We start from the raw sequence: 26,731 nt of genomic DNA, 5'->3' as shown, positions 1-26,731 counted from the left end.
TTAAAATCCTGCGGGACGTGCCGAGCCACGACGGTTTCCCGTCTTTGACGCGGTTCGGGAGTTCCGGTGTCGAGCGAGTGATCGGCACGCTTGCAGGCAAGGTACCGGTGATAATCTCCTCTCTAAGTGGGTCGAGGTCGAATCCGTCGGTAAGATGGAACCGACCGAACTGAATGCCGTGCTCGAAGAGGCAGGTCTCTCCCCATATCAGGCGGATGCGTACGTCACGCTGCTCGAACTCGGATCGGCGTCGGCGAGCGAAATCGCGTCGATGAGCGGGGTGCCGCAACCACGAATCTACGACGTGCTTCGGACGCTGGACGACGAGGGCTACGTTACCGTCTACGAGCGCGACCGACTATACGCCCAAGCAACCCACCCGTCAGAAGCCCTGTCTGGGCTCAAGACGGCAATCGAGCGGTACGAATTCGCCATCGACGAAATCGAGACGCGATACCAAGCACCCGAGGTGCGGGAAGGTGACGTGAGTCTCGTCCAACGTTTTCGAACGGTGTTGGACCACGCTCGCGAATCGATCGGGATGGCGAACGAGCACATCCAACTGGCGGTTCCCGCCGATCAGTTCACCACGCTCCAACCGCTGTTGCGGGATGCCCACGAACGCGGCGTGTACGTTCAACTCTCGCTCCACCTCCCGCCCGACGACGAACTCCCGTTCGACCGTTCGGAGTTCGAGGGAGTGTGTACCGAAGTCCGCCGACGTGACCTCGCCGGGCCGTTCCTCCTGTTGGTCGACCGCCAGCGCGCCTGTTACGCGACGAACAGTTCACGGGAGTACGGCGTGCTCGTGGACGACTACACGACGACGTACGTGTTCCACTGGTACTACCTGACGCGACTCTGGGAGGTGTACGAGACGATATACGACGGACGCAACGAGCGACCTCCGTACTCGTTCGTGGAGATAACGGACTGTATTCGCGGGATAGAACCCCTTCTGGACGATGGTGCCGAGATATTCGGACGCGTCGAAGGGGAGTTGGTGAGAACGGGACGGGATCGCACGCTCACGGGGCAGTTCGTTGACGTGGAGTATACCGGTACCAGAACGGAAGGGACACCGGCCTCGCTCATAGAACTGGCCGCGGAAGCGACGATCTACTTCCAAACGGAGGAGAAGCGATACACGATCGGCGGACGGGGAGCAGAAAGGGAGGACATCGCCGCGAAACGGTTTACCGTCGAACGAATCGACGGCCCCTGATCGTCGTCCTTCGACCGGAAGGACGGAGACGCCAAGGCGAATTCCCGCTTTTCGGTGGGTGATGCAGTTGCTACTGTGTGCGACAATCCAGCGTGAGCGAATCTCCGCACTCCGAGCGTAGCATCCCGGATCAAAAACGGAGGCCAAGGCCACGCACTTCGAGTTTCTGTCGGACGGTCGGGGGTCGCCGACTTTCGGACAGTATCTTTCGAAGAAATGATAAACCCGTTCCAGATTCGAACCAATAGCCGGGTGGAATTATTTAGAGTCAACAGATACTTCCTTGCCTAAACATTGAACAGCGTCCAGATGCACGCAATCAGCGAAGTTCGATCTCACTTCGACAGGAACGTACCCGAGAACGGCGCAAAACTGGAATCCGTTGTGAACGACCGTATACTGCGTCATTCATGACTGCAATCGAGGAGTTCCGGCGCGAATCCGATCCGTTCATATTCGCGCTCTCGCTCGTTCCCCTGATCGGAATCATCGTTAGCATCGTCGCGTGGCCGGATGCCGCCGCGTCAAAACTGGCGACTGCGAATACGTTTATCATCTCCAATCTCGGATGGTTCTACCTCTTGGTGGTGTTCCTCTCGTTCGTCTTCGTACTGTACATTCTGTTCAGCCCGTGGGGACGTATCAAACTCGGCGGCCCGGACACCGAACCCGATTTCTCGTTCTGGCAGTACCTCGTACTGACGTTTACCGCTGGTCTCTCGTCGGGTGGCCTGGAATTTTGGGGGCCGGTCGAACCGCTCGTCCACTACAACACTCGGCCGCCGTACTTCAGTTCCAATGTCGGTACGTGGGCGCGGATGGTCGACGCACTCCAGTATGCCATCTTCCACTATGGCATGTCCGCGTGGGCCACCTACCTCGTATTCGCCGTCTCCATTTCCTACTTCGTCTATCGGAAGGATACGTCGTTCCGACCCGCTATCATTCTCGCCCCGTTCGTCGGTGCCGATAACGTAGGCGGCTGGGTCGCTAAACTGGTTGACGCGATGGTCGTCATCATCACCATCAGCGGCATCACCGTCTCCTTCGGCCTCGGCATCAGCCAGTTCACCGCTGGTCTCGGATATAAGTGGGGCATCCATCTCGGCGACACTGGCCGTATCGGGCTTATCCTGCTGGTCGGTGCCTTGTTCTTACTCTCCGTCGTTACCGGAATCAAGAAGGGCATCCGTCGGTTCGCCGACCTCAACATCGTGTTGCTACTCGGACTGATGGCCGTCACGTTCGTGTTTAGCCAGCCCGCATCGCTGGTCAACCTCGGTACGGAAGCGCTCTCCGGGTACGTGACCGACTTCGTCGGCATGAGCCTCTACTATAGCCCGAAGGCCACCGACTGGCTCGGCTCTTGGACGCTGTTTTTCTGGCCGTGGTGGCTCACGTTCGCACCGATGGTCGGCATCTTCATGGCGCGTATCTCCCAAGGGCGGACGCTCCGCCAACTCGTCTTCGCGGGGCTCTTCGGTTCGTTTGGGCTTACCGTCCCCTGGTACGTCGCTACCGGCGGCTCCGCGCTCCTCCTACAGACCTCGGGTGCCGCAGACCTACTCGGCATCTACTCGAAATCGGGCCTCGAAGCCGTCGGATTCGCACTGTTTGAACGACTCTTCCCGTACCCCGGCGTGTTCTCGGCCATCCTACTGGCGCTCGTCATCAGCTTCCTTATCACCACGTTGGACTCCTCGACGCTCAGCATCGCCATGGTCATCGTGAAAGGCGACGAATCGCCGTCCTCACTCAACCGCGTCATCTGGGGGCTGATGATGGTGCTTCTCACCGTCTCACTGAGCCTCGCTGGCGGTATGCCCGTTCTCCAGTCGTTTACCATCCTCGTCGGGTTGCCGACTGCTATCCTCTGTGCCGTCACTATGGTCGGCATGCTTCTCGAATTTGAACGAGAATTCCCCATCCTTACCGAGGACGATATCGACGATACCGATGACATCGAAACCGCACCGATGCAGTCGACGGTTCAGCAACGCGCAAGGCAAACCCCAGACTCCGACGACTGAATCGGTATCGTTCCGTCGCTGGCACCTCGTGATCGTCTAGTTGGGTCACCCGGGGTTTCGGGGTTTTCCAATTCGCGCGAGAGCGGCCGAATCGTGTTGGAGGGACAGGAACTCGAAAAGACAGAAAATTGAAAATAAGGGGGGTTGGAGGGACGGGAAGTCACCATACCTATCTCTCGACGCTCGGGATTCCTCCGTCATCAGCGGACGGGGATGTCACGTCGATGCTTCCCGTTCGTGGGAGAGGTGGGAAACCGTCGGAAGGATACCGGTGAAGACCGCCACGAGGAGGGCGAGGACCAAGGCCGGAACCAACGCCGCCCGTAACGTCGTCGCGTCGGCGATGACGCCGATGATGACCGGTCCGATGGCGAACCCGCCGTAACCGGTCGTCGAAACGGCGGCGATTGCTGGTTCGGCCGGTGACTCGGGGTCGTAATTCCCCGCCATGCTCATCGCGACGGGCATGAGACCGGCGAGGCCGAAACCGAGCAACGCCAAGCCGACCAGCGAAACGATCGTTTGGGCGACGAGCGTCAACGCGAGACCGAGGGCGGCGACGATGGCAGTGGTTCGAATGAACCGCTGAGAACCGAGTCGAACGACGATGTAGTCGGAGAGGAATCGACCGAGCATCATCGTGAGGGAGAACGCGCCGAATCCCAGTGCGGCAACGGTTGCAGAGGTACCGACGCTGCTCTTGAGGAACACGGCGCTCCAATCGTTTCCGACGCCCTCGATAAAGAGCGCACAGAATCCGATGGCGCAAAACCCGGCGAGCTTTCGGGATGGGAGGGAGAAAGCGGGTTCGGCGCCAGAGTCGCCGTTCTTCGGGAGGAGCCACGCACTCGCGGCGAGTCCACCGGCGAGCAAGGCGAGACCGACGATCAGGAAGTGCGTTCGAACCGAGAGTCCGAGCGTCGTTGCGACTGCGCCGATACCCGCACCGATCAACCCGCCGCCGCTGAACAGCGCGTGAAAACTGCCCATTATCTGTCCCGAGTAACCGTGTTCGATACGCATTCCTTGGGCGTTCGCGGCGACGTCGGTCAACCCCTTTCCGACCCCGAAAACGACGAGCGTGGTGACGAGGACGTCGAGTCTGTTGGCGAGCGTAATCGAGAGGAGCGAGAGGCAGTACACGGGGAGTCCGATCCGGATTATCCGTCTGCCGCCGTGGTGAGAGACGAGCCATCCGCCCGCGACCAATCCGACGATGCTTCCACACGCCAGTCCGAGGAGTGCGAGTCCGATGTCACCTGACGATGCGCCGATCTTGGACCGAACCGCTGGAATCCGAACCGCCCACGTCGCAAAGACGATACCCAGCACACCGAACACGATGGAATCGGCGATGCGGGCGCGGCGAGGCGTCTCCGAGATGTCGCTTGGAAGGCTCATCGAACGGGAGTTGAGGATCCGTGGCTATAAGACTTGTCAGGTGACCTAACAATACCCGTTGTAAATCGCGCGCTTGGACACGGATGAGAATATGCCCCGAACTCTCTTTTATCTGATAGTTAACCCACATATTCGGCAGTGAACGGGACGGTAAATGATAGTGAAACGCGACGGACATATCTAGAATTTCTTACATTTGTCTGACGCACCTTTATAGTGAAACCATCACGCATACGTTATTATGACTAGCCAGCGCGACCGGATCGGTTCGCTCGAATCGCGGATGGAGGAACTGGAAGCGACGATTCGTGGCCTGACGGAGGAACTCGTGGACGCAAACCAGCGTATCCGCGAACTGGAGCAGGCACGGGAAGCGGAGGAGGAGGAGGAATCGTCGCAGGCCGAAGAGGCTAAATCAGACGAGTCTAAGGACGAAACAGACAACGAGGAGTCCTCCGAATCCGGATCCGGATCCGGCGACGATATCATCGTCGCGTAGGGGCTCCCCCACGAGCAATCCATGCACATCAAGACGCTCGTCCTCGACAAGTTCAAGAGCTTCGGCCGGAAGACCGAAATCCCGTTTTACGAGGATTTCACCGTGGTTACCGGCCCGAACGGCTCCGGCAAGAGTAACATCATCGACAGCGTGCTCTTCGCGCTCGGGTTGGCCCGAACGCGGGGTATCCGCGCCGAGAAACTGACCGACCTCATCTACAATCCCGGCCACGATGGAGACGAGGGGACGAGCAACGGACCGCTCGAAGCCTCGGTCGAAGTGATTCTCGACAACTCCGACGGAACCCTCGACCGGGCACAGGTCGTCAACGCCGCCGGAACCGACAACGTCGGTGACGTGGACGAAATCACCATCAAACGGCGGGTCAAGCAGACCGAGGACAACTACTATTCGTACTACTATCTGAACGGTCGCTCGGTCAACCTCTCGGACATTCAGGATTTGCTCGCGCAAGCGGGCGTGACGCCGGAGGGGTACAACGTCGTCATGCAAGGCGACGTGACCGGCATCATCAACATGACGCCGTTCGAGCGGCGCGAAATCATCGACGAAATCGCCGGAGTGGCGGAGTTCGACGCGAAACGGGACGCCGCCTTGGAGGAACTCGAAGTGGTCAAGGACCGCGTCGAGGAGGCCGAACTCCGGATCGAGGAGAAGGAGGACCGCCTCGACCAACTGCGCGACGAGCGCGAGACGGCGCTCGAATATCAGGGGCTTCGGGAGGAAAAAGAGGAGTACGAGGGCTATCTGAAGGCCGCCGAGTTGGAGGAGAAGCGCTCCGATTTGGACGCCACCCGCGCGGACATCGACTCCCGAAAGGAGGAACTCGTTACCCTCCAGCGCGATTTGGACGAAAAGCAGGGCAAAGTCGTCCGACTGGAAGACAAGTTGGAGGAACTCAACGCCGAGATCGAGCGCAAGGGCGAGGACGAACAACTCGCCATCAAGAGCGAGATCGAGGAGGTCAAAGGCGATATCTCCCGTCTCGAAGACAAAACCGAGACGGCCGAGGAGAAGATTTCGGATGCGGAAAGCCGAAGACGACAGGCGTTCGTGGAGATCGACCGCAAGCAGGAGACGGTCGACGAACTGAACGGCGACATCCGCGACATCAAAATCGAGAAGGCCTCGGTCAAGGGTGAGATCGGCACGAAGGAGTCGAAACTCGCCGAGATCGAGGAGGAGATCGAGAACGTCGACACCGAGTACGACGAGGTGAAAGCCAACCTCGCCGAGAAGAAGGACGCGCTCGAAGCCGAGAAGGGAGAGAAGAACGAGCGTCAGCGCGAGAAGGACCGACTGCTGGACGAGGCGCGACGACGTTCCGACGCGGTCAACGAGAAACAGAACGAACTCGCCGAAGCGCGCGACCGAATCCCCCAACTCGAAACCGAACTCGGCGATTTGGCCGACGAACTGACGAAGGCCGAACGGAACGCCGGGCAGATAGAGGACGTGGTGTCGGACCTCAAGGACGAAAAGTCCGAACTCCAGTCGGATTTGGATTCGGTCGAGGGGAAAATTCAGTCGAAACAGCAGGAGTACGCGAAACTCGACGCACGGGCGAACGAGAGCGGTGATTCCTCGTTCGGCCGCGCCGTCTCCACGATTCTGAACAGCGGGCAGGACGGCGTTCACGGGGCGGTCGCCCAACTCGGCAGCGTGGACCAGCAGTACGCGACGGCGTGTGAGACGGCCGCCGGTGGTCGACTGGCGCAGGTCGTCGTCGACGACGACAGCGTCGGGCAGCGCTGTATCGAGTACCTGAAACAGCGAAACGCCGGACGGGCGACGTTCCTGCCGATTTCGAAGATGAACAAGCGCCGTCTTCCATCCGTGCCGAACACGCCAGGGGTGGTCGATTTCGCGTACAACCTCATCGACTTCGATTCGCAGTACGCGTCGGTGTTCTCCTACGTCGTCGGCGACACGCTCGTCGTGGAGGACATGGAAACCGCCCGCGACCTGATGGGCGACTTCCGCCTCGTCACGCTCTCGGGCGAACTCGTGGAGAAGAGCGGGGCGATGACCGGCGGTTCGACCAGCGGGTCGCGGTACTCCTTTTCGGCCTCCGGAAAGGGGAAAATCGAGCGCGTGGCGCGGAAAATCAACGAGTTGGAGGACGAACGTCAGTCCATCCGGAGTTCGATCAACGACGTCGAGGAGCGGTTGGACGACGCCCGCGACCGGCAGACGGACGCGACCGACCAGGTCCGAACCATCGAGAACGACATCGAGCAGAAGGAATCCGAACTCGAATCCATCGAGGAGCGCATCGGTTCGCTCCAGTCGGAAATCGATGAACTACAGGAGGAGCGCGAGGACGTAACCGAGCGAATGGAGGAACTCGACGCTGAGGTGTCCGATCACGACGAGACCATCGCGGACATCGAGGACGACATCTCGGAGTTGGAGAGCGAACTCGCGGATTCACAGATTCCGGAGTTGACGAGCCGGGCCGACGAGGTACAGGCCGAAATCGATTCGCTTTCCGACCGGATGGATGAACTCGACGGCAAACTCAACGAACTGCAACTCGAAAAGCAGTACGCCGAGGACGCCATCGACGACCTCCACGACGACGTGGAATCCGCGCAGAATCGCAAGGCAGAGCAGGAAGAGCGCATCGCGGAATTCGAAGCGGACATCGAGGAGAAAGAAGGAACCCTCGAAGCGAAGCGCGAAGCGGTCTCCGAACTCGAAGAGGAACTCTCCGAACTCAAGGAGGAGCGCGCCGAGCAGAAGGAGGAACTGCAGGAGGCGAAGTCCGAGCGCGACTCACAGCAGTCGAAGGTCGAAGCCGTCGAGAACCGCCTCGAAAGCCTCCAACGAAGCGCAAATCGGCTCGAAGAGGAGGTCGCCGAACTCCGCGAGGAGGTCGGCGAGTACGACCCCGAGGACGTGCCGAATCACGACGAGGTGCAGGAGAACATCGACCGACTCACGCGGTCGATGGAGGCGCTCGAACCCGTCAACATGCTCGCCATCGACGAGTACGACGAAGTCGACGACGAGTTGGACGACCTCAAGGAGCGCAAGGCGACGCTGGTGGAGGAACGGGACGGCATCCGGGAGCGCATCGACTCCTACGAAGCCCAGAAGAAGGAGACGTTCATGGAGGCGTTCGACGCCATCGACGACCATTTCCAAGACATCTTCACGCGCCTGTCGGCCGGGTCGGGCGAACTGTTCCTCGAAGACGAGGACGACCCGTTCGACGGCGGTCTGACGATGAAGGCGCAACCGGCAGACAAACCCGTCCAACGTCTCGATGCGATGAGCGGCGGGGAGAAGTCGTTGACCGCGCTGGCGTTCATCTTCGCCATCCAGCGCTACAACCCCGCGCCGTTCTACGCGCTGGACGAGGTGGACGCCTTCCTCGACGCCGTGAACGCCGAACGCGTGGGCGAGATGGTGGACGAACTCGCGGGCGACGCCCAGTTCGTCGTGGTCTCGCATCGCTCCGCGATGCTCGACCGTTCGGAGCGCGCAATCGGGGTGACGATGCAGGGCGACAACGTGAGCAGCGTGACGGGTATTCGGTTGGACGGGGAGCAGGAGGTGCCTGCGGATGACTAGCGATGTTCCGAAGGAGCATCGAGATGCGAATAGCGCGGAACGGAGTTCCGCGGACAGTCGAGCGGCGGAGCCGCGAGACGACGACGAAGCCGCGAGCAACGAGATTCCAGAGGAATCTCCAGACGCGAACGGCAACGCCGTGAGCGACGATTCTCCAAAGGAGAATCGAAACGAAAACGACGACATCCCGCTGAACATCGCCGGTCACGAGGACCGGGAGCGGGGCGAGTCGGGGATGCTCTCGGACCTGAAACCCGACGACCCCAGCGACTTCGACGACGACGAAGTCGAACCGGTCGAACTCCTCGTTCAGTTGGCGGAGGAGGGCGAGATAGAGCCGTGGGACATCGACATCGTGGACGTGACGGACAAGTTCCTCGCGCGGTTGGACGGGACTGACCTCCGGACGTCCGGCCGGGCGCTGTTTTACGCCAGTGTGCTCCTGCGGATGAAGAGCGACGCGCTCCTCACGGACGACGAACTCGAGGAGGAGGAACTGGAACCGTGGGAAGCGCCCATGGCGATGGACGAGTCGGACGGCTTCGATCCCATCGCGTCGCTCGAAGACGAGATGGAGCGCCGTCTCGACCGGAAGAGCGCCCGCGGAACGCCGGAGACGCTGGACGAACTCGTGCGCGACCTGCGCGAGCACGAACGCGGGTCGTGGTGGAAGGAATCACGGACGTACGACACCAGCGATTCGCCGCAGGGCTTCCGGCGGGGAACCCAAACCCTCGATTACCACTCGGGCGACGACATGCGGTTCGACGACGAACCGACGGAGTCGGAGGTGACGGGGACGACCCACGACGAGCACATCGAGACGGTCATCGAGGACGTGCGGGAGGCGCTGTTCGACCAGTACGAAGCGGGACGGACGGAAGTGCTCTATGCGGAAATCGAGATGGTCGGTTCGACGCGCGTGATGACGTACCTCGCCCTGCTGTTTCTGGCCCACCGCGGCACCCTCATGCTCGACCAGGACGACCTGTTCGGCGACCTCTGGGTGCAGGACGCCCGCGATGCCGAGGATGAAGAACCGCCGGAACTGCTAGCTGATTGATCGGTGCTGGCTCAATCGAGCACGGATTCGAGCGCGTCCATCGTCGTTTCGACGTTCGTCTCCGTCGCGTTGTAGCCCATGTGCCCGACGCGGAGGATGTCGTTTTCCAGGTCTCCCAGTCCGGTAGTCACGAGGACGTCGTGGTCGTCGTACAACTGTCGCTGTACGTCCGTCGCCCGTCCCTCTATTTCGAAGGCCGTGACGGTGGGCGAGCACAGGGACTCGGAACCGGGGAAGGGGGAGAGTCCGAGTTCCTCGCCCCGTTTCCGGCACCGGTCGGCCGCGGATTCGTGCCGCGCGAAGACGTTCTCCCTGCCTTCGTCCAGAATTCGGTCGAGCGACGCCTCCAACGCGTAGAGGTTCGAGACGAGGTGAGTGTATGGAAGGAACGAGAAATCCGCGTCCTGCCACGGTTCCAGACTGGTGTAGAAGCCGTCCTGTTCGGTCGCCTCGACTTTCTCCCACGCAGCGTCGCTGACCGACATGGTGGTCAGGCCGGGCGGTGAACTGAAACACTTCTGGGACGCGCCGAGACAGACGTCGATGTTCTCGACCGGGACCGCCGTCCCGCCGAGCGACGAGACGGCATCCACGATGGTGAGGACGCCCGCGTCTTGGAGCGTTCCCAGAATCTCGTCGAAATCGTTCAGCAGGCCGGTCGGCGTCTCGCAGTGTACCATCGTCGCGGCGGCGAACTCGCCGGATTCGACGAGTTCGGCGACTTGCTCGGGATCGAACGCCTCGGTGTAGTCGATATCGTGGACGACCGGGTTGCACCGGCCATCTCGACGAAATCGGCGAAGCCGTCGCCGTACAGGCCGTTGGCGAGGCAGAGGACGTCCTCGCCCGGCGAGACCAGTGACTCGACGGCGGTTTCCAGACCGAGGATTCCCTCGCCGCCGAGGACGACCACGTCGTCGTCCGTGCCGTACACGCGGGCCAGTTTGTCGAGGAGGGTTTCGTAGTACGACGCGAACTCGGGGTTTACGTCGGGGTTCATCGCCGGTTTCGCCATCGCTTCCCGAACGTCCTCGGGGACGGCGGTCGGACCCGGCGTCATCGTGAGCGTGTTCTCGTCCATATGGTTCCTCTGCGTTCGCGGTCGGATAAACCGTTCCCGTTTCACGGACCCGCGTCCGGTTATAAAAACGTGCGACAATAATCATACCACGAACAGAATTAACGATATTTATAATTATTATCCAACTTTTCACTCGTAAGCAAAAAGAATGTAGTTATTCGTCAGGGATATCCAGACAGGAGGCACTCGTCTTGGAAAACGCTACGAGAGATACCGGAACGAATCGATTTATCTACATAACCGCCGCGATTGCGGCGCTGAACGGGTTGTTGTTCGGCTTCGATACGGGCGTCATCTCGGGTGCGCTGTTGTACATCGACAACAGTTTCGGTCTCACCCATCTCATGCAGGAGATCATCGTCAGCGCCACGCTCGTCGGCGCGATAGTCGGAGCGGCCGCCGGTGGGCGGTTGGCGGACCGATTGGGACGACGTCGGCTCATGGTCGCCGGGGCGTGCGTGTTCTTCGTCGGATCGGTCGTGATGGCGTTCGCGCCGAACGTCCCGGCGCTCGTCGTCGGGCGTCTCGTGGTCGGGTTCGCCATCGGCGTCGCATCGATGGTCGGACCGCTCTACAACTCCGAAATCGCGCCGCCGAAGATTCGTGGGTCGCTGGTCTCGCTCAACCAACTCGCGGTGACGTCCGGTATCCTGCTCGCGTACCTCGTCAACTACGTTTTCAAGGGACCGGGCGGTTGGCGCTGGATGCTCGGGTCCGGCGTCGTTCCGGCCGCGGCGCTCGCGCTCGGGATGCTCTTCATGCCGGAAAGTCCGCGCTGGTTGGTCGAGAACGGACGCCTGGACGAAGCCCGGTCGGTCCTCTCACGAACCCGTTCGGAGGACCGTATCGAGGAGGAAATTCAGAACATAGAGGAGACGGCGAAAGTCGAGGAGAACGACGCCTCGACCCTACTCGAATCGTGGATTCGTCCCGCGCTCATCGTCGGCGTCGGTCTCGCCGTCCTCCAGCAAGTGACCGGTATCAACACCGTCATCTACTACGCACCGACCATCTTCAAATCGACCGGGTTCGGGGCGTCCGCATCCCTGCTCGCCACCGTCGGCGTCGGACTGGTCAACGTCGGCGCGACGATCTGTGCGGTGCTCCTCGTCGACCGCGTCGGCCGTCGTCCGCTCCTGCTCGTGGGACTGACCGGTATGGTGCTCGCGCTCGGCGGGTTGAGCGCTGTGTTCTTCCTCCCCGGCCTGTCGGGTGTCGTCGGGTGGGCCGCCGTGGGCAGTCTGATGTTCTACGTCGGCTTTTTCGCCATCGGAATGGGACCGGTGTTCTGGTTGCTCATCTCCGAAATCTACCCACTTCAAGTCCGTGGGTCGGCCATGGGCGTCGTCACCGTCGCCAACTGGGCCGCGAACCTCCTCGTCTCGCTGACGTTCCTCACGCTCATCAACGGCGGGACGTTCTCCGGGGTCGAGTTCGGCGGCATCGGACAGACGGGGACGTTCGGGCTGTACGCCGTCTTGAGCCTGTTCTCCCTGCTGTTCGTCTACTGGAAGGTTCCGGAGACGAAGGGCCGTTCTCTCGAAGAGATCGAAGCCGACCTGCGCGGCGGCACGAGCGGGAAGTACGCCGACGCGAGCGGGGAAACGGCCGAGAACGCCGATTGAGGCTCATCGGCTCCGAACTCGTGTCGAATCATGCGAACGATTAACTGTCAGAACAACTCATTTTCACGGGATGTCTCGCCCTTCGACGCTGGCCGCCCGTATCCGCCGGGCCGTGACCAAAATCGGCGTCCCCATACTGCTGGCATACCTCTTTTTCGGGATGGATTGGCCGGTCCCGGACCTGGCGCTGATGGGACTTTATTTCACCCTCGTATTTTTCGTGCTCGATTCGAATCTCGTCCAGTATCCGCGCTCTACGGTCGGCATCGAACGCCGAGTGGACACGGAACCGGTGGACGGAGGGACCGACTGTAGCGTCTGTGACTCGACTATCGAGACCGGACAGCGGCGGACGTACACGAAACAGGCGGTGCTGTTCGGCGTTCCGCTCTGGACGATCGACGGGGGAGAAAACGACTACTGTTCGTCCTGCATCGACGGCGAGGTCCACGATTCCGACGGTGACCGGACTCACGAACCGGAACGAAACGAGGAACGGGAACCCGAACCGAACTGAACTAAACTGACTAAACTGACTAAGCTGATTGAACTGAACGGAACTGACTGAACTGGAACCGACCCGACCGACTCAGTCGAGATACTGTCCCGCGAGCAGATCGACTTCTTCCCGCGTTTCTTCCGGAATCGCTTCCGTCGGGGTGTTGACTGTGCCTTCGAGCGCGTGGGCACAGTCACACTCGCGCTCGTCCGGCATCGACCGAATCGCGTGTTCGACGACCTCCTTGATGGCGTCCTCGTTCTTCGCGGCGTTGTCGAGCACTTCCTCCAGCGTGACTTCGCTGTCCTCCTTCCACACGTCGTAGTCCGTGACGCCCGCCACCGTCGCGTAGCACATCTCGGCCTCGCGGGCGAGTTTCGCCTCCGGAATCGCCGTCATGCCGATGATCTCGAAGCCCTGTGCGCGGTAGAACTCGCTCTCGGCGCGCGTCGAGTACTGCGGGCCTTCGATGCAGACGTACGTGCCGCCGGAGTGGTGATCCGCGTCCGTCGCCTCGGCGCTCGCGTCCGAAAGGTGCGAGACCATGTGCGGGCAGTACGGGTCGGCGAATGGCATGTGGACGACCATGCCGTCGCCGAAGAACGTCGGCGTTCGGTGTTTCGTGCGGTCGAAGATCTGATCGGGAATCACGAGCGTCTGGGGCGGTAGTTCCTCACGGAGGCTCCCGACGGCGTTGCTCGCCAGGATACGCTCCACGCCCAACTCCTTCAGCGCGTAGATGTTCGCCCGGTACGGCGCTTCCGTCGGGGTTTTCTGGTGTTTCGGTCCGTGTCGCGGCAGGAACGCGACTTCCTTCCCGGCGATTTTGCCGATGGTGACCGGTGCGCTCGGTTCGCCGAAGGGGGTCGTCACTTCCTCTTCCCGCGTGTTTTCCAGGGGCAGTGCATCGTAGATGCCGCTTCCGCCGATGAAGCCGATCATGACCGGTACTCGTCGTGGTACGCACCTAAACGACACGGGTTCGAGTTACGTCACGGCTGGCTGGTTTTTGGTTTCGTGGACTCGATTCGAGCGACAGATAGTTGAACAGTTGTTCATCTATTCAATTAACAACGCGGTCGGGCCTTCTTCGTACCGACTGGAATCACAACACCAAATTCGTCCCCCGGCAAACGACGACGGTCGCTCTATTCTCGCGATGAAAACGAAGAAAATCCGCCCGATCCCGCACCGTCTTCTCGCCTATGGGCTCAGACGTTGGCGGTCTCGCGGGAAGAGAACGGCCTCACGAATGTTGTCCAGATCGAGCATGGTCATGACGAGGCGCTCGCCGCCGAGGCCCCACCCGGCGTGCGGGGGCATGCCGTATTTGAACATCTTCGTGTAGTAGTCGAACGCTTCGGGGTCGAGGCCCTGCTGTTCGAACCCTTCGACGAGGCGATCGTAGCGGTGTTCACGCTGCCCGCCCGAAACCAGTTCCATGCGCGGGTGCATCATGTCGAAACCGGTCGAAAGCTCGTCGTCCTCGTCCTGGTCCATGATGTAGAACGGCTTGATCTCGCTGGGCCAGTCGGTGATGAAGTAGTGGCTGCCGACGTCCTCGCCGAGCGCCTTCTCGCCCTCGGTCGGAAGGTCGTCGCCCCAGACGAGCATCTCGTCTAGCGCGCCCGTGGCGTTGATTCGTTCGATGGCCTCCTCGTAGGTGAGTCGCGGGAACTCGCCTTCGGGGACTTCGAACTCGATGTCGAGCGCGTCGAGTTCGTCCCCGCAGTTCTCGGCGACGCCCTCGTAGGCGGCCTTGACGACCGCTTCACAGGCGTCCATCGCCTCGTGGTGGTCGTAGAAGGCGCTCTCGAAGTCGATGCTGGTCGCCTCGTTCAGGTGTCGGGGCGTGTTGTGTTCCTCGGCGCGGAAGATGGGACCGATTTCGAACACGCGCTCCAGTCCGGAACCGACCATGAGCTGTTTGAAAAGCTGGGGCGACTGGTTCATGAACGCCTCCTCGCCGAAGTAGGTGATAGGGAACAGCTCCGTCCCGCCTTCCGTCCCCGTCGCCACTATTTTCGGCGTGTTGATTTCGCTACAACCGAGTTCGCGGAACTTCTCGCGCACGGCACGGAGCACCTCGCCGCGGATCTTGAAGACGGCTTCGACCTCGGGCTTGCGTGCATCGAGCGTCCGGTTGTCGAGGCGAGTCGAGAGGTCGGCGTCGACCTTGCCGCTGGGGTCGAGCGGGAGTTCGGGTTCCGCTTCCGCGATGACTGCCACGTCCGTCGGGACGATTTCGACGTCCGTCGGCGCGCGGGGTTCCTCCTTTACCTCTCCCGTGATCTCGACGACGCTCTCGCGGTTGACGTCGAGACCGGTCTCGACGAGGTCCTCGTCCATGTCCTCTTTCTCGAACTTGACTTGGATCTTCCCCGTCGTGTCGCGGACGATGAGGAACGCGATTCCACCGAGGTCGCGGATTTCGTGAACCCAGCCAGCCACCGTGACGGTGTCGCCGGGTTCGGCATCCGCGGTGTAGGTTCGGTCCTGCATACGCCGCAATTCGCCCGGGACGGGCTTAAACGCGTTCGTTTCCGTTCACCGAAACATCCGATTCGGACGTGTTTGTCCGTCGTGCGCGGCGACCCGGCGGGTACGTCAGTCCGTCGTGCACGTCAACCCGGCGGCGATCGTCTCGATGAGCATGTCGCGCATGGCGGGGTAGTACTGTCCGACCTGCTCGCGGTAGACGGTCAGGTACTTGACCATCCCCATCATGCCACCGATGGCCAACGGGTCACCCTCGCGGACACGCCCCTCCGCCTGCCACGTTTCGATGTACGGAAGCATATGCGCTAACGACGCCGCTTGCAGGGATTCCATCTCCTCTTCCGTAATATCGCCCACCGCCCGCATCACTTTCTCCAACTCCTCGCCCGCGACGAGTTGCATGAACAGCGGGTTTTCCTCCATCTCCTCGGCGAGCAGGGCCATAAACCGTTGAATCGCCAGTTCGGGGTCGTCCTCCACCGCGAACGAGTTGGCGACGATTTCGTCGGCCACGGCGTGACCCTCCCGCTCGGCCACATCGAGATACAGTCGCTCCTTGGAGTCGAAGAACTGGTAGAACGTGCCGTTGGCGATGCCGACCGGGCCGGTGAGGTCCGCGATGGTTGTCTTCTGCAGGCCGTACCGTGCGAACAGTTCGGCTCCCGTCTCCAGCAACTCCTCGCGGATTCGGTCGCGCTCGGCGTCGCTGAACCCTTTCACGCGATGTCCCTCCGCTGGAAGACCGCGCGGCTGACGAGCACCAGTGCGGCGGTGCCGACGAGCAGGATTCCAGCGCCCGCCCAGTCGTAGTTCCCGGAGACCAGAATCGCCGTCGGGTCGTAGTAGTGCATCGGGCTGAGGGCACCGAGCCATCCCATGTCCGCCGACTCGCCCACCGAATTGAGCAGGAACAGGACGAACACGGCACCGAGTCCGCCTCGTTGTGCGATGTCCGCCCGGTCGAACAGCACGGAGAGGAGCAGTCCGATTGCGCCGCACGCGAGCAGGTACGGGATCGAGAGCAGGTGAACCACGGCCAAATCGGTGACCGACACCGACTCGCCGATGGCGACGACGCTCGCGTACACGACCACGCCGACGACGACGTTGAGGACGACGATGACCGGCACGATGGAGAGGAACTTCTCGACCAGCACCTTCGAGCGCGAAATCGGTGTGGCGAGCAGGATGTCCATTCGGTCGCGTTCCACGTCGCCGGCGATGAGGTTCCCGGCGATGTACGCGACGTAGATGCCGAGCAGGAGCAGCCAGAAGAACTGGTACATCTCGATGGCGAGGAATCCCGACATCGTCGTCAACGAGAACCCGCCGCCGCTCGCACCGAACGCCGCTTTCATCGCCGGTGGAAGGTTGTTCCAGTAGGTATCGATGCTCGCGCCGGAGGATTTGATGGACGGGAAGAGGGCGGCGTACAGCACCGCCATCAGGCTCATCAGGACCGCCAGCGCGACCGTTCCCTTGACTCGCCGCGAGGACTCGTAGCGCGTGATTTCAAACATGGCTCTCACCTCCGTCGCTGACGGGAACGTCGTCCGCCACGTCGGTGGTTTCCCCATCTTCGCGCTCGCTTCCAGCGATCTCGTCGCCGTAGAACCGCATGAACACCTCGTCGAGCGGCGCTTCCTCGATATCGACGTCCACGATGTGGTACCGCGAAAGGTGGTCGAGCAGGGTGTCGTACTCGCCGGTGAAGGTGAACTGCACCGCACCGTCGAGGGTGAGGTCGTGAACGCCGTCGATGTCGAAATCCTCGCGGTCGATCGGGTCCGACGTTCGCATCCGCACGCGTTTCCCGCTCCTGTCGAGCAGCGTCTCCACGTCCTCGGTCGTCACGAGTTTCCCGTCGCGGATGATGCCGACGCGGTCACACACTTTTCGAACCTCGCTCAGAACGTGACTGGAGAAGAAGATCGTTACACCTCGTTCCTGTTCGTCGTCGAGGAAGTCGTAAAACCGTTCCTGCATCAGCGGGTCGAGACCCGAGGTCGGTTCGTCCATGATGACCAGGTCGGGGTCGTGCATGAACGCCGAGACGATGGCGAGTTTCTGTTTGTTCCCTCGCGAGAACTCCTCGATCTTCCGCTCGACCGGCGCGTCGAACAGTTCGAGTAACTCCTCCCGTCGGTCGTCGCCCTTCAGCGACGCCTGATAGTCGAGGAATTCGGTTCCGGTCGCGTCCTCGTCGAATCCCGGGTCGCTCGGAAGGTAGCCGAGGTGCCGCTTCGCCTCGATGAGCGCGCGCTCGTCCCGAACGTCGTATCCCAGTACGGTCGCGTCCCCACCGGTCGGGGCGATGAACCCGAGGAGCGTTCGAATCGTCGTCGTCTTCCCGGCCCCGTTCGGACCGAGGTAGCCGAACACTTCGCCCTCGGTCACGGCGAGCGAGAGGTCTTCGATTCCCCGCGTCTCACCGTAGTACTTCGTCAACCCGGTCGTTTCGAGTGCGGTCATAGTCCCGTGCATATTGGGGATATGAATATATGAATATTTGCTTCGTATATTTTTGAACGAAGGATTTTGCTGTCTCAGTTGCTCTCGGAACGAAAAACGGCAACTAAGCGAGCCAATAGCTCACGAGTGATTCGAACCGGTTGGAGGAAAACTGCTGCCGATAGATTCCGGTTTACGCCGATTCCGCGCGCGCCTTTTTGGCGTCCCGTGCGCCCTCGACCGTCTCGCGGACCGCGTCCGCACCCTTGTCGTGAACGAGGTCGCCGACGACGACCGTGTCGGCGTATTGGGCCATCGTGTTCGCCGATTCGTAGTCGTGAATGCCGCCGCCGTAGAACAGCGTCGCCTCGTCCAACGCTTCCTGTGCCATCCTCACGGTCTCCGGGTCGCCGAACATACCGGAACACTCGATGTAGATTATCTCCTGGCCGAGCATTTGTTCGGCGAGTTCGGCGTAGGCCGCCACGTCTTCTGGCGTTTGGTCGCAGTTCGCATCGGTGTACTGGGCAACGCTCGCGTCCGGGTTCAGAATGATGTATCCCTCGGTGTGGGTTTCGGCCCAATCGATCTCCGACATCCGAACCCACTCCTTGTGCAGTCCGGCGATCCACGCGACGTCCCGCGTGTTCAGCACGGTCGGAACGAGGTAGCCGTCCAGCGCGTCGCTGTCCACGACGACGGCGGGGTTGCTCGGTTCCTGATAGAGCGGCACGTCGTACTCGGAACAGGCGTCGATGACCCGTTGCATCTTCTCCGTCGTGATGTCGAGCGTTCCTCCGATTTCGAGCGCGTCGGTGCCGGTCGCGCACACGTCGGCGAACGTATCGCCATCCACGAGGCTCTTGTCGGGGTCGAGCTTGGTTATATGGTTCCAGTCATCCCAAGGCGCAGTCATAGGATTCCTTTCAGAACTCCCGGCTAAAACAGCTTCGGAACGACATTTCGTGTCCGACAAGCTACCTTCGACCGTAATCGAGCATCGAGAGGACGGCGACCCGAGGCTTAAACAGCACCCCGTCCCCACTGACAGAACATGCACACCTGTCGAACCCTGCTGGTGGATGCGTTTACGGACGAACCGCTGTCCGGAAACGCGGCCGGGGTGGTTCCGGCGGCGGACGACTTGTCGGCCGACCAAATGCAAGCCATCGCCCGAGAACTGTCCGTCAGTGAGACGGCGTTTTTCGTCGAAAGTGAGGAGGCGGACCGCCACGTCCGGTACTTCACGCCGACGACGGAAGTCGACCTCTGTGGACACGCGACCATCGCGTCGCACGTCCACCTGTTCGAAGCGGGGGATATCGAACCGGGGACGCACACGCTGGAGACGAACGTCGGCGTGCTGGACATCGACGTAACGGACGATGGCACGGTCTGGATGACCCAAGACGACCCCGAAGTCGAGAGCGTCGACCTGGAGTACGACCGACTGGGTGACGCGCTGGGTATCGACCCGGCGGCGCTCCGCGACGTTGGCGAGGACCTCCCGCTGGCGGTCTCTTCGACCGGTCTTCCGATTCTCATCGTCCCGGTCAACTTCCTCTCGCACGTCGGTAGTGCGGACCCCGACATGGACGCCCTCGTGGAACTCGGCGAGGAAGTCGGGGCCATGGGAATCTACGTCTTCACCTTCGACGCCGTCGAGGCGGAATCGACGCTCCACGGACGGATGTTCGCCCCCGCCGTCGGGATCCCGGAGGACCCCGTCACCGGAACGGCGAGCGGGTCGGTCGGCGCGTATCTGCGGGCGTTCGGTGCGTTCGAGGACGAGGACGAAGACGACAACGAGAACGAAAGCGGGGACGGGAAGGAGAACGGGAACGGGAGCGGGGAATCCGACGGATTCCCCGACGAACTGCGATTGGAACAGGGTCACTTCGTGGACCGGCCGGGCTACGTGCGCGTGCGGGTTGACGACGAAGCGGTGCGGGTTGGCGGGCGGGCGACGACGGCACTGGACGGCGATTTGGTCGTTCCGGACGCCGGGGACGACGATATCATCGAAGCGTAACGACACACTCCGAGAACGTGGCTCCGTCGGACTTCTTTCGATACGGGTGTTTCGGTACTGTTGCCTCGCCGCATGACGGCTGATAACACAGCTATAAGTTATGTATTAGCAGAGAAAACTATTTGTATATTGCAATTATTCATTATACTACGCCTCTCTGGATAGTCTCTCATCTATTGTTCTTGTCCGTGGGCTATCCGAGTGGTTTGGAGAAAACATGACCCAGAAGGAAATGCCAACCGTAGACGAGGATGTCACGCCAGTATCGAGTCCTACCGACCTTTCGAACGCCTTCGACGCCCTGCGTCGTCCGGAGCGGAGGGCCGTCCTACAGTACTTTGGAACACCGAACGTCGACAGGAACGGGGCCGCCGACGTGGACGAACTCGTCGAGTTCGTCTCGGAACGACTCGGAGAACTCGACGAGAGGGCCGTCGAATCCTCGCTGTATCATCACCACCTGCCGAAACTGGCGGATGTCGGGCTTATCGACTACGACAGGACGCGCAGCGTCGTCAGTCGTCCTGAGGATGTCGGTAAATTATGCGAGCTAATTCTGAAATAATGGGTGATCCTGACGCTGTTTTGCCTGGCTTTCGAAATCCATATTCGATTGTGAGTTACTTTCCTTCAGCGCCTCGGTCGGAACATTCTTTATCTATCTGCTTGTTCCCCCCCATACGCAATGGTTGTACTCTGGCTGGATGAAATCAGTGCAAACGACCTCGAACTGGTCGGTGGCAAGGGTGCCTCGCTCGGTGAACTCACGGGCGCGGACCTCCCCGTTCCCCCGGGATTCGTCGTGACCGCCAAGACCTACCGTCGGTTCATCGAGGAAACCGGAATCGACGAGGAGTTGTTCGAGGCCGTCGACGTCGATACCGAGGATTCTTCTGCACTGGCGGCTGCCGAATCGCGGGCGGAGGAACTCATTCTCGGTACCGAGATTCCCGACGATATGCGCGAAGGAATTCTCGCCGCCTACGACGGACTGGACGACGGAAAGGCGTTCGTCGCCGTTCGCTCCTCCGCGACGGCCGAGGACCTCCCGGACGCATCGTTCGCGGGCCAACAGGAGACGTTTCTCAACATCACCCGCGACGACTTGGTCGAACGGGTGAAAGAATGCTGGGCGTCGCTGTTCACCCAGCGCGCCATCTACTACCGACAGGAGAAGGACTTCGACCACCGCAAAGTGGACATCGCCGTCGTCGTCCAGCGCATGGTGGACGCCCAAAAGAGCGGCGTCATGTTCACCAGCCACCCATCGACCGGCGACGCGAAGATCATCATCGAGGCCGCGTGGGGTCTCGGCGAAGCGGTCGTCTCGGGGTCTGTCTCCCCGGACAACTACGTCATCGACCGTGAGACAGGCGCGGCCGAGGACATCACCATCGCCGACAAGAAGGTGATGCACACGAAGGACGCGGACACCGGCGAGACCGTCGAGCGAAGCGTTCCCGACGACAAACGGAACGCCCGCGTCCTCACGGAGGCCGACATCGACCGCCTCATCGAACTCGGCGAGGAAGTCGAGGACCACTACGGCACCCCGCAGGACGTGGAGTGGGCCATCGTCGATGGCGAGGTCTTCATGCTCCAGTCGCGGCCGATAACGACCATCAACGAAGGCGGTTCCATCGAGACCGAAGGGTCCGAAGGCGTCGCCGACGGCAGCGGGGCCGCCCAAGCGACCGAAAGCCACGAAATCCTCGTGGACGGTCTCGGTGCCAGTCCCGGTATCGCCAGCGGCGCGGTGCGAATCGTCTCGAAACTCGACCAACTCGACAAGGTCGGCGACGGCGACATCATCGTCACGGAGATGACGACGCCCGACATGGTGCCCGCGATGAAGCGCGCCGCGGGCATCATCACGGACGAAGGCGGGATGACCAGCCACGCCGCCATCGTCTCGCGTGAACTCGGCGTCCCGGCGGTCGTCGGCTGTTCGAACGCGACCGACTCCCTCGAAGACGGCCAGATGGTCACGCTGGACGGCGACAAGGGGACCGTCCGGGAGGGCGAACCGGAGCGACAACGCGAGCGGGAAGCACAACGCGAACCCATCGAGGACGCCCGACCGAAGACGCCCGTCAAACCGATGACGGCGACGGAAGTCAAGGTGAACGTCTCGATTCCGGAGGCCGCCGAACGCGCCGCCGCGACGGGTGCGGACGGCGTCGGCCTGCTCCGAATGGAGCACATGATCCTCTCGACCAACAAGACGCCCGAGCGCTACATCGAGGACCACGGCGTCGACGCTACGTGGACGAAATCGTGGAGGGAATCCGCGGCGTCGCCGAGGAGTTCTACCCCCGGCCCGTCCGCGTTCGCACGCTCGATGCGCCGACCGACGAATTCAAACAGCTCCAGGGCGGCGAGAGCGAACCCAACGAGCACAACCCGATGCTCGGCTGGCGCGGCATCCGCCGAAGCCTCGACAAGCCCGGCGTCTTCCAGCACGAACTCGACGCCTTCCACGAACTGTATCAGATGGGCTACGACAACGTCCAGATCATGTTCCCGCTCGTCAACGACGCGGAGGACGTGTACCGCGCCCGCAGGTTGATGGCAGACACGGGCATCGACCCCGACAAGCGCGCGTGGGGCGTGATGATAGAGACGCCAGCTAGCGCGCTCCAAATCGAGGAGATGGCGAACGCGGGCATCAAGTTCGCCAGTTTCGGCACGAACGACCTCACGCAGTACACCCTCGCGGTGGACCGGAACAACGAGAACGTCGCCAATCGGTTCGACGAACTCCACCCCGCCGTCCTCCAACTCATCGGCCAGACCATCGATTGCTGTCGTGAACACGACATCAACACGAGCATCTGCGGACAGGCCGGATCGAAACCGGAGATGGTTCGATTCCTCGTCAACCGCGGCGTCTCGTCCATCTCGGCGAACATCGACGCCGTCCGCGACGTGCAACACGAGGTCAAACGCGTCGAGCAGAAACTGATGTTGGACTCGGTTCGATAAGGAAAATTCGTTTTTCGGTCGTCTTCAGCTGTTTTCAGTCTCCATAGCTGTATTTGAACGGTGTGGAGCGAAACGATTATTGTATTCGGTGGGATAATGACGGAACACTAACTCATGCGACGACGATCATTGCTATTCCTCTCTATCGTCTATCTTGGATTCATGATCCTCTGGGGGACGGCATCGGTAGTATACCGACTTCACCTCGTCGAATCTCCGCTACTCGAACATGCGCTGATGGCCGTCACCGGAATTTTCGTCGTTCTCGGTTTGCTACTGTTCCTCTGGCGCGGTATCCACTGGCTCCAGTCCGAATGGTACGCGCGGACGTGATTGACGATCCGATTCGTTTCTAGGAGGGACGAAGAGGACCGCCGGGATTCTTTCTCGCGTTCTGACGGCTACGTAGCGAGGAGATGACCCGCCCTCCCGCCGCAACGCTAAGAAGCACTGACGGCGTATTTCATTGGGGAACACGATGAGGGGGGAACATAGGGGACACGAAGAACGGATCGTCTCGCGCCGCGACGTGCTGAAAGCGGTCGGTGCGGGCGGCGCAACCGCCGCGATTACTGGTGGAACAGCGAGCGCACAGCGTGCGCCGATTTCGGTCCAGTGGGGGGCGGACTCGGATCTGGCGTCGGTCGCCGGACCGCTTCAGGAACTGTTGTGGGAGGTCGGCCTCCCGAGAAACATCAACATCGACGTCATCGCCGGTACCGAGGAGACGGACATCCGCGAGGAGCAGTACACGCGATGGCTGTCGGGGAATCTCGCCAATCCGGATATGCTGCTCACCGACAGCGGGTGGACGCTGAACTTCGTCGTCCGCGACCAACTGCTGAACCTCGATCAGCACCTGCCGAAGTCGCTGGTGAACCGGGTGAAAAACGGCTACTTCGAGGCGAGCGTTTCGACCGCGACGGGACCGAACGGCGACCTGTACGCGATTCCGCTGTATCCGGATTTCGGGGTGATGCTGTATCGGAAGGACTTGGTCGAGAAGGCGGGGTACGAACCGGAGGCGGAGAACTGGGCGGAAAACCCCATCTCGTGGCGGAAGTTCTCGCACGCGACGAAGGACGCGATGGACAAATCGGGAGTGCCGTACGGCTACACGTTCCAAGCCGACCTCTACGAGGGGTTGTCGTGCTGTGATTTCAACGAGTTCATGACCTCGTGGGGCGGCGCGTACTTCGGCGGGCGAAAGGACCTCTTCGGTCCCATCGGCGAGCGCCCGGTGACCATCGACGACCCCGGCGTGATGAACTCGATTCGGATGATTCGAACGTTCATCTGGGGGCAGGGCGACCCCGCCGCGCTCGACGGCTACGCCGGGAAAATCTCGCCGACCGGCGTCCTTCAGTGGATCGAGGATTCCTCGCTCGGTCCGTTTACGGCGGGCGACGCCGTGATGCACCGCAACTGGCCGTACGCCATCGCCAGCGCGGGGGCCGAGGGGGTGCTCGGCGACCGACTCGGCGTGATGCCGATACCGTACGCGGTGAGCGAGAAGGAGTCCGAATACCCCGGTATCGGCGGTTCGACGTCGGCCCTCGGGGGGTGGCACATGGCGGTCAACCCGAACACGGAGAAATTGGATGCGGTGCTCCGGATTCTGGAGGCGATGACCGACAAGCGGATTCAGTTGATGCTGTTCGAGAACATCGGACTCCTCCCGCCGGAGGTCAGCGTGCTTGAGTCGAAGGCGGCCCGGCAGGTTCCCATCGTCGGCGATCACGTCGACACGCTCAGAATCGCCGGAGCCAACGCGATTCCGCGGCCGGTGACGGTCGCGTGGACACAGGAATCGACGAAGATAGCGGAACTCGTCCACGAGGCGTATTCGGGCGGAATGATGCCCGAGGCGGCGATGGGAGAACTCCAGTCGCAGATCGAGGAGATCGAGGGGTACAACCGCGTGGGCGGTGCAGAGCGGAACTGATAACGGAACCGATAAACCCGTCCCGTCGAATTTTTTGATATGCAGGTGGCCGCGAGTCAGTCGTTCCGCCGGGTCCTTTCGTCGATGTGCACCGAACCCCATCCGGCGGCGCGTGACGCCGCCGAACGATTTCTGGCGTCGAACCCGGGCGACCCGACGACGTACCCGACCGTTGCCGCGCTCGAAGACGAAGCCGTCTCGCTGCTCGGCGAAATAACCGGGCTGTCGAACCCGCACGGCTACGTCGCGAGCGGCGGAACCGAAGCCAACATCCAAGCCGTCCGCGCCGCGCGGAACCTCGCCGAAACCGACGACCCGAACGTCGTCGCACCCGAGAGCGCACATTTCAGCTTTCAGAAGGCCGCGGACGTACTGGGCGTCGAACTCAGACTCGGTTCGGTGGACGAGGACCGGTGCGCCGACCCCGATACGATGGCGGAACTGGTGGACGACGATACCGTTCTCGTCGTCGGTATCGCCGGGACGACCGAATACGGGCGCGTCGATCCGATTCCGGCGCTGTCCGAAATCGCACACGACGCCGGAGCGTTGCTCCACGTCGATGCCGCGTGGGGCGGGTTCGTCCTCCCGTTCACGGACCACGAGTGGAACTTCGAACACGCCGAAGTCGATACGCTGGGTATCGACCCGCACAAGATGGGACAGGCGGCGGTTCCGGCGGGCGGGTTCCTGGCCCGCGAATCCCGCGTCCTCGATGCGTTGGCCGTCGAAACGCCGTACCTCGAATCGACTTCGCAAGCCACGCTGACCGGAACGCGGAGCGGTGCAGGGGTTGCCAGCGCGTGGGCCGCGATGGACGAACTGTGGTCCGACGGCTACCGAAAGCAGTACGAACGCTCTCAAGCCAACGCCGAGTGGGTTGCCGACGCCTTCGAGTCGCGGGGCTACGACGTGGTCGACCCAGTGCTCCCGCTGGTCGCCATCGATGTGCCCCGCAACACGGTCGAGGCACTCCAAGGGCGTGGCTGGCGCGTCTCCCCGACCGGGTCGGGCGAACTCCGAATCGTCTGCATGCCCCACGTCACCCGTTCCATGCTGGAGGAGTTCGTCGCCGACTTGGATTCGCTGAACCTATGATTCGGCCGGTTCTTCCGTCTCCTCCATCGGTGCGCCGATGGCGTTCCGCTTGACGCTCTTGATTCCGTTTTTCGCGGCGCGTTTCGACGAATAGCCCTCGCCGCCGTCGGCGATGATGTTGCCGTTTCGGTGGACGAGCCGCCAGCGCCACTCCCCCGCGTGATCCTCGTACACCTGAAACGTCGCCTGCGCCGGCGGGCGCAGCGCTTCCACGACGCTCCCGTCGTCCTGTGTGACCGCGACGGGCCACGAGTCCGGTTCGGGACTTTTCTCGCCTCCACCTCGTTTTCTCTCCGACTCTACTGTCCGTTTGCCCCGGTTCGTAAGTCGCCGGGCCAATCCGACGACCGACGAACCGTACTCCTCGATGAGTTCGGCGTCGAACTGCTTTTCCAGCAATGACTCGCCGTCGCGGGTGATGGCGATCTGCCGCCCACGCAGTTCGATGTCTCCCGCCGATTCCTCCCACTTCCCGTTGCGTCGGTACTCGACCGCCACCGTCACCGCCGAGCGGTCGTCCGTGTACGCTACCCGCGCTTGTAGCGACGGATGAACCGTGACGCGATATTCTCTGTCCGAGTTCATGCGTTTCGGTTCGTCTTCGTCCGCCATGAGTCTGTTTGCCACGACGGCGGTCGGTCCGTCGCCATCCGAGTTTCAAGCTCAAGCTTTACGTCGGTCGGTTGCCGACCTACTGC

20 protein-coding genes and 2 pseudogenes are annotated in these 26,731 nt (G+C 61.6%); 13 read left to right on the top strand and 9 right to left on the bottom strand.

All coding sequences use genetic code 11. The annotated features are described in order from the left end of the window. Positions 1-154: 154 nt before the first annotated feature. Positions 155-1,225, top strand: a complete 1,071-nt coding sequence (locus tag A4G99_RS13010; protein ID WP_066144289.1) for a TrmB family transcriptional regulator — start codon at positions 155-157, stop codon at positions 1,223-1,225. 410 nt (positions 1,226-1,635) lie between these two features. Further along, positions 1,636-3,255 (top strand): BCCT family transporter, encoded by a 1,620-nt coding sequence (locus A4G99_RS13005; RefSeq protein WP_066144286.1) that lies wholly within the window; start codon positions 1,636-1,638, stop codon positions 3,253-3,255. Between the two features lie 216 nt (positions 3,256-3,471). Here A4G99_RS13005 and A4G99_RS13000 read toward each other — a convergent pair whose 3' ends face one another. Continuing rightward, positions 3,472-4,656 carry an MFS transporter gene (locus A4G99_RS13000; RefSeq protein WP_082837811.1) on the bottom strand — a complete coding sequence of 395 codons (1,185 nt, stop codon included), beginning with the start codon at positions 4,654-4,656 and terminating at the stop codon, positions 3,472-3,474. A 241-nt stretch (positions 4,657-4,897) separates the two neighbouring features. On the opposite strand from A4G99_RS13000, the gene A4G99_RS12995 reads away from it, so the two are divergent. Genes A4G99_RS12995 through A4G99_RS12985 form a run of 3 tightly spaced genes read left to right on the top strand, consistent with a single transcriptional unit; the run spans position 4,898 to position 9,818 of the window. Then, a complete protein-coding gene (locus A4G99_RS12995; protein WP_223301866.1) occupies positions 4,898-5,155 on the top strand; it encodes a hypothetical protein in 258 nt (85 codons plus the stop codon). A 21-nt stretch (positions 5,156-5,176) separates the two neighbouring features. Next, a complete protein-coding gene (gene smc, locus A4G99_RS12990) occupies positions 5,177-8,755 on the top strand; it encodes a chromosome segregation protein SMC (protein ID WP_066144283.1) in 3,579 nt (1,192 codons plus the stop codon). Further along, the gene (locus A4G99_RS12985) at positions 8,748-9,818 is read left to right on the top strand and encodes a segregation/condensation protein A (protein ID WP_223301865.1); all 1,071 of its coding nucleotides are present in this window, start codon (positions 8,748-8,750) and stop codon (positions 9,816-9,818) included. The genes smc and A4G99_RS12985 overlap by 8 nt, the downstream gene beginning before the upstream one ends. 11 nt (positions 9,819-9,829) lie before the next feature. On the opposite strand, the pseudogene A4G99_RS12980 reads toward A4G99_RS12985, so the two are convergent. Then, positions 9,830-10,899, bottom strand: a pseudogene (locus A4G99_RS12980) (pyridoxal-phosphate-dependent aminotransferase family protein). Between the two features lie 77 nt (positions 10,900-10,976). Here A4G99_RS12980 and A4G99_RS12975 point away from each other — a divergent pair. Beyond that, positions 10,977-12,524 carry a sugar porter family MFS transporter gene (locus tag A4G99_RS12975; RefSeq protein ID WP_394337457.1) on the top strand — a complete coding sequence of 516 codons (1,548 nt, stop codon included), beginning with the start codon at positions 10,977-10,979 and terminating at the stop codon, positions 12,522-12,524. Positions 12,525-12,594: 70 nt separating this feature from the next. After that, entirely contained in the window at positions 12,595-13,041 is a 447-nt protein-coding gene (locus A4G99_RS12970) for a hypothetical protein (RefSeq protein WP_066144277.1), read from the top strand. Positions 13,042-13,113: 72 nt separating this feature from the next. On the opposite strand, the gene mtnP is transcribed toward A4G99_RS12970, so the two are convergent. The 6 genes from mtnP to A4G99_RS12940 all read right to left on the bottom strand — a co-directional run bounded on the left by mtnP (position 13,114) and on the right by A4G99_RS12940 (position 18,889). Beyond that, positions 13,114-13,965, bottom strand: a complete 852-nt coding sequence (gene mtnP / locus A4G99_RS12965; protein ID WP_066144274.1) for an S-methyl-5'-thioadenosine phosphorylase — start codon at positions 13,963-13,965, stop codon at positions 13,114-13,116. Between the two features lie 261 nt (positions 13,966-14,226). After that, entirely contained in the window at positions 14,227-15,525 is a 1,299-nt protein-coding gene (aspS, locus tag A4G99_RS12960; protein ID WP_066144271.1) for an aspartate--tRNA(Asn) ligase, read from the bottom strand. 105 nt (positions 15,526-15,630) lie between these two features. Then, positions 15,631-16,242, bottom strand: coding sequence for a TetR/AcrR family transcriptional regulator (locus A4G99_RS12955; protein WP_082837810.1), 612 nt, complete (start codon positions 16,240-16,242; stop codon positions 15,631-15,633). Then, positions 16,239-17,042 (bottom strand): ABC transporter permease subunit, encoded by an 804-nt coding sequence (locus tag A4G99_RS12950; protein WP_066144268.1) that lies wholly within the window; start codon positions 17,040-17,042, stop codon positions 16,239-16,241. Before A4G99_RS12950 ends, A4G99_RS12955 begins: the two co-directional genes overlap by 4 nt. Then, positions 17,035-17,994, bottom strand: a complete 960-nt coding sequence (locus A4G99_RS12945) for an ABC transporter ATP-binding protein (protein ID WP_066145208.1) — start codon at positions 17,992-17,994, stop codon at positions 17,035-17,037. Before A4G99_RS12945 ends, A4G99_RS12950 begins: the two co-directional genes overlap by 8 nt. 172 nt (positions 17,995-18,166) lie before the next feature. Further along, the gene (locus A4G99_RS12940) at positions 18,167-18,889 is read right to left on the bottom strand and encodes a phosphoglycerol geranylgeranyltransferase (protein WP_066144265.1); all 723 of its coding nucleotides are present in this window, start codon (positions 18,887-18,889) and stop codon (positions 18,167-18,169) included. Positions 18,890-19,027: 138 nt separating this feature from the next. On the opposite strand from A4G99_RS12940, the gene A4G99_RS12935 reads away from it, so the two are divergent. From A4G99_RS12935 to mfnA, 6 genes and pseudogenes are all read left to right on the top strand, one after another. Further along, a complete protein-coding gene (locus A4G99_RS12935) occupies positions 19,028-20,005 on the top strand; it encodes a PhzF family phenazine biosynthesis protein (RefSeq protein ID WP_066144262.1) in 978 nt (325 codons plus the stop codon). Positions 20,006-20,222: 217 nt separating this feature from the next. Further along, on the top strand, positions 20,223-20,570 hold the full coding sequence (locus A4G99_RS12930; protein WP_066144257.1) for a hypothetical protein: 348 nt from the start codon (positions 20,223-20,225) through the stop codon (positions 20,568-20,570). 120 nt (positions 20,571-20,690) lie between these two features. Then, positions 20,691-22,990: pseudogene (gene ppsA, locus A4G99_RS12925) on the top strand (phosphoenolpyruvate synthase). Positions 22,991-23,104: 114 nt separating this feature from the next. Further along, complete coding sequence (locus tag A4G99_RS25210) at positions 23,105-23,323, top strand: hypothetical protein (RefSeq protein ID WP_150123102.1); 219 nt, start codon at positions 23,105-23,107, stop codon at positions 23,321-23,323. Between the two features lie 145 nt (positions 23,324-23,468). Beyond that, positions 23,469-24,935 (top strand): extracellular solute-binding protein, encoded by a 1,467-nt coding sequence (locus A4G99_RS12920; RefSeq protein WP_066144252.1) that lies wholly within the window; start codon positions 23,469-23,471, stop codon positions 24,933-24,935. A gap of 39 nt (positions 24,936-24,974) precedes the next feature. Continuing rightward, entirely contained in the window at positions 24,975-26,033 is a 1,059-nt protein-coding gene (gene mfnA / locus A4G99_RS12915) for a tyrosine decarboxylase MfnA (protein WP_066144247.1), read from the top strand. On the opposite strand, the gene A4G99_RS12910 is transcribed toward mfnA, so the two are convergent. Then, complete coding sequence (locus A4G99_RS12910) at positions 26,028-26,660, bottom strand: HVO_2922 family protein (RefSeq protein ID WP_223301864.1); 633 nt, start codon at positions 26,658-26,660, stop codon at positions 26,028-26,030. The two genes, mfnA and A4G99_RS12910, sit on opposite strands and share 6 nt — an antisense overlap. Between the last annotated feature and the right edge of the window lie 71 nt (positions 26,661-26,731).

This window comes from Haladaptatus sp. R4 (assembly GCF_001625445.1).
Taxonomy (GTDB): Archaea; Halobacteriota; Halobacteria; order Halobacteriales; family Haladaptataceae; genus Haladaptatus.
The sequence above is the reverse complement of the archived record's forward strand: the minus strand, read 5'-3'. Positions and strand labels throughout refer to the sequence as shown.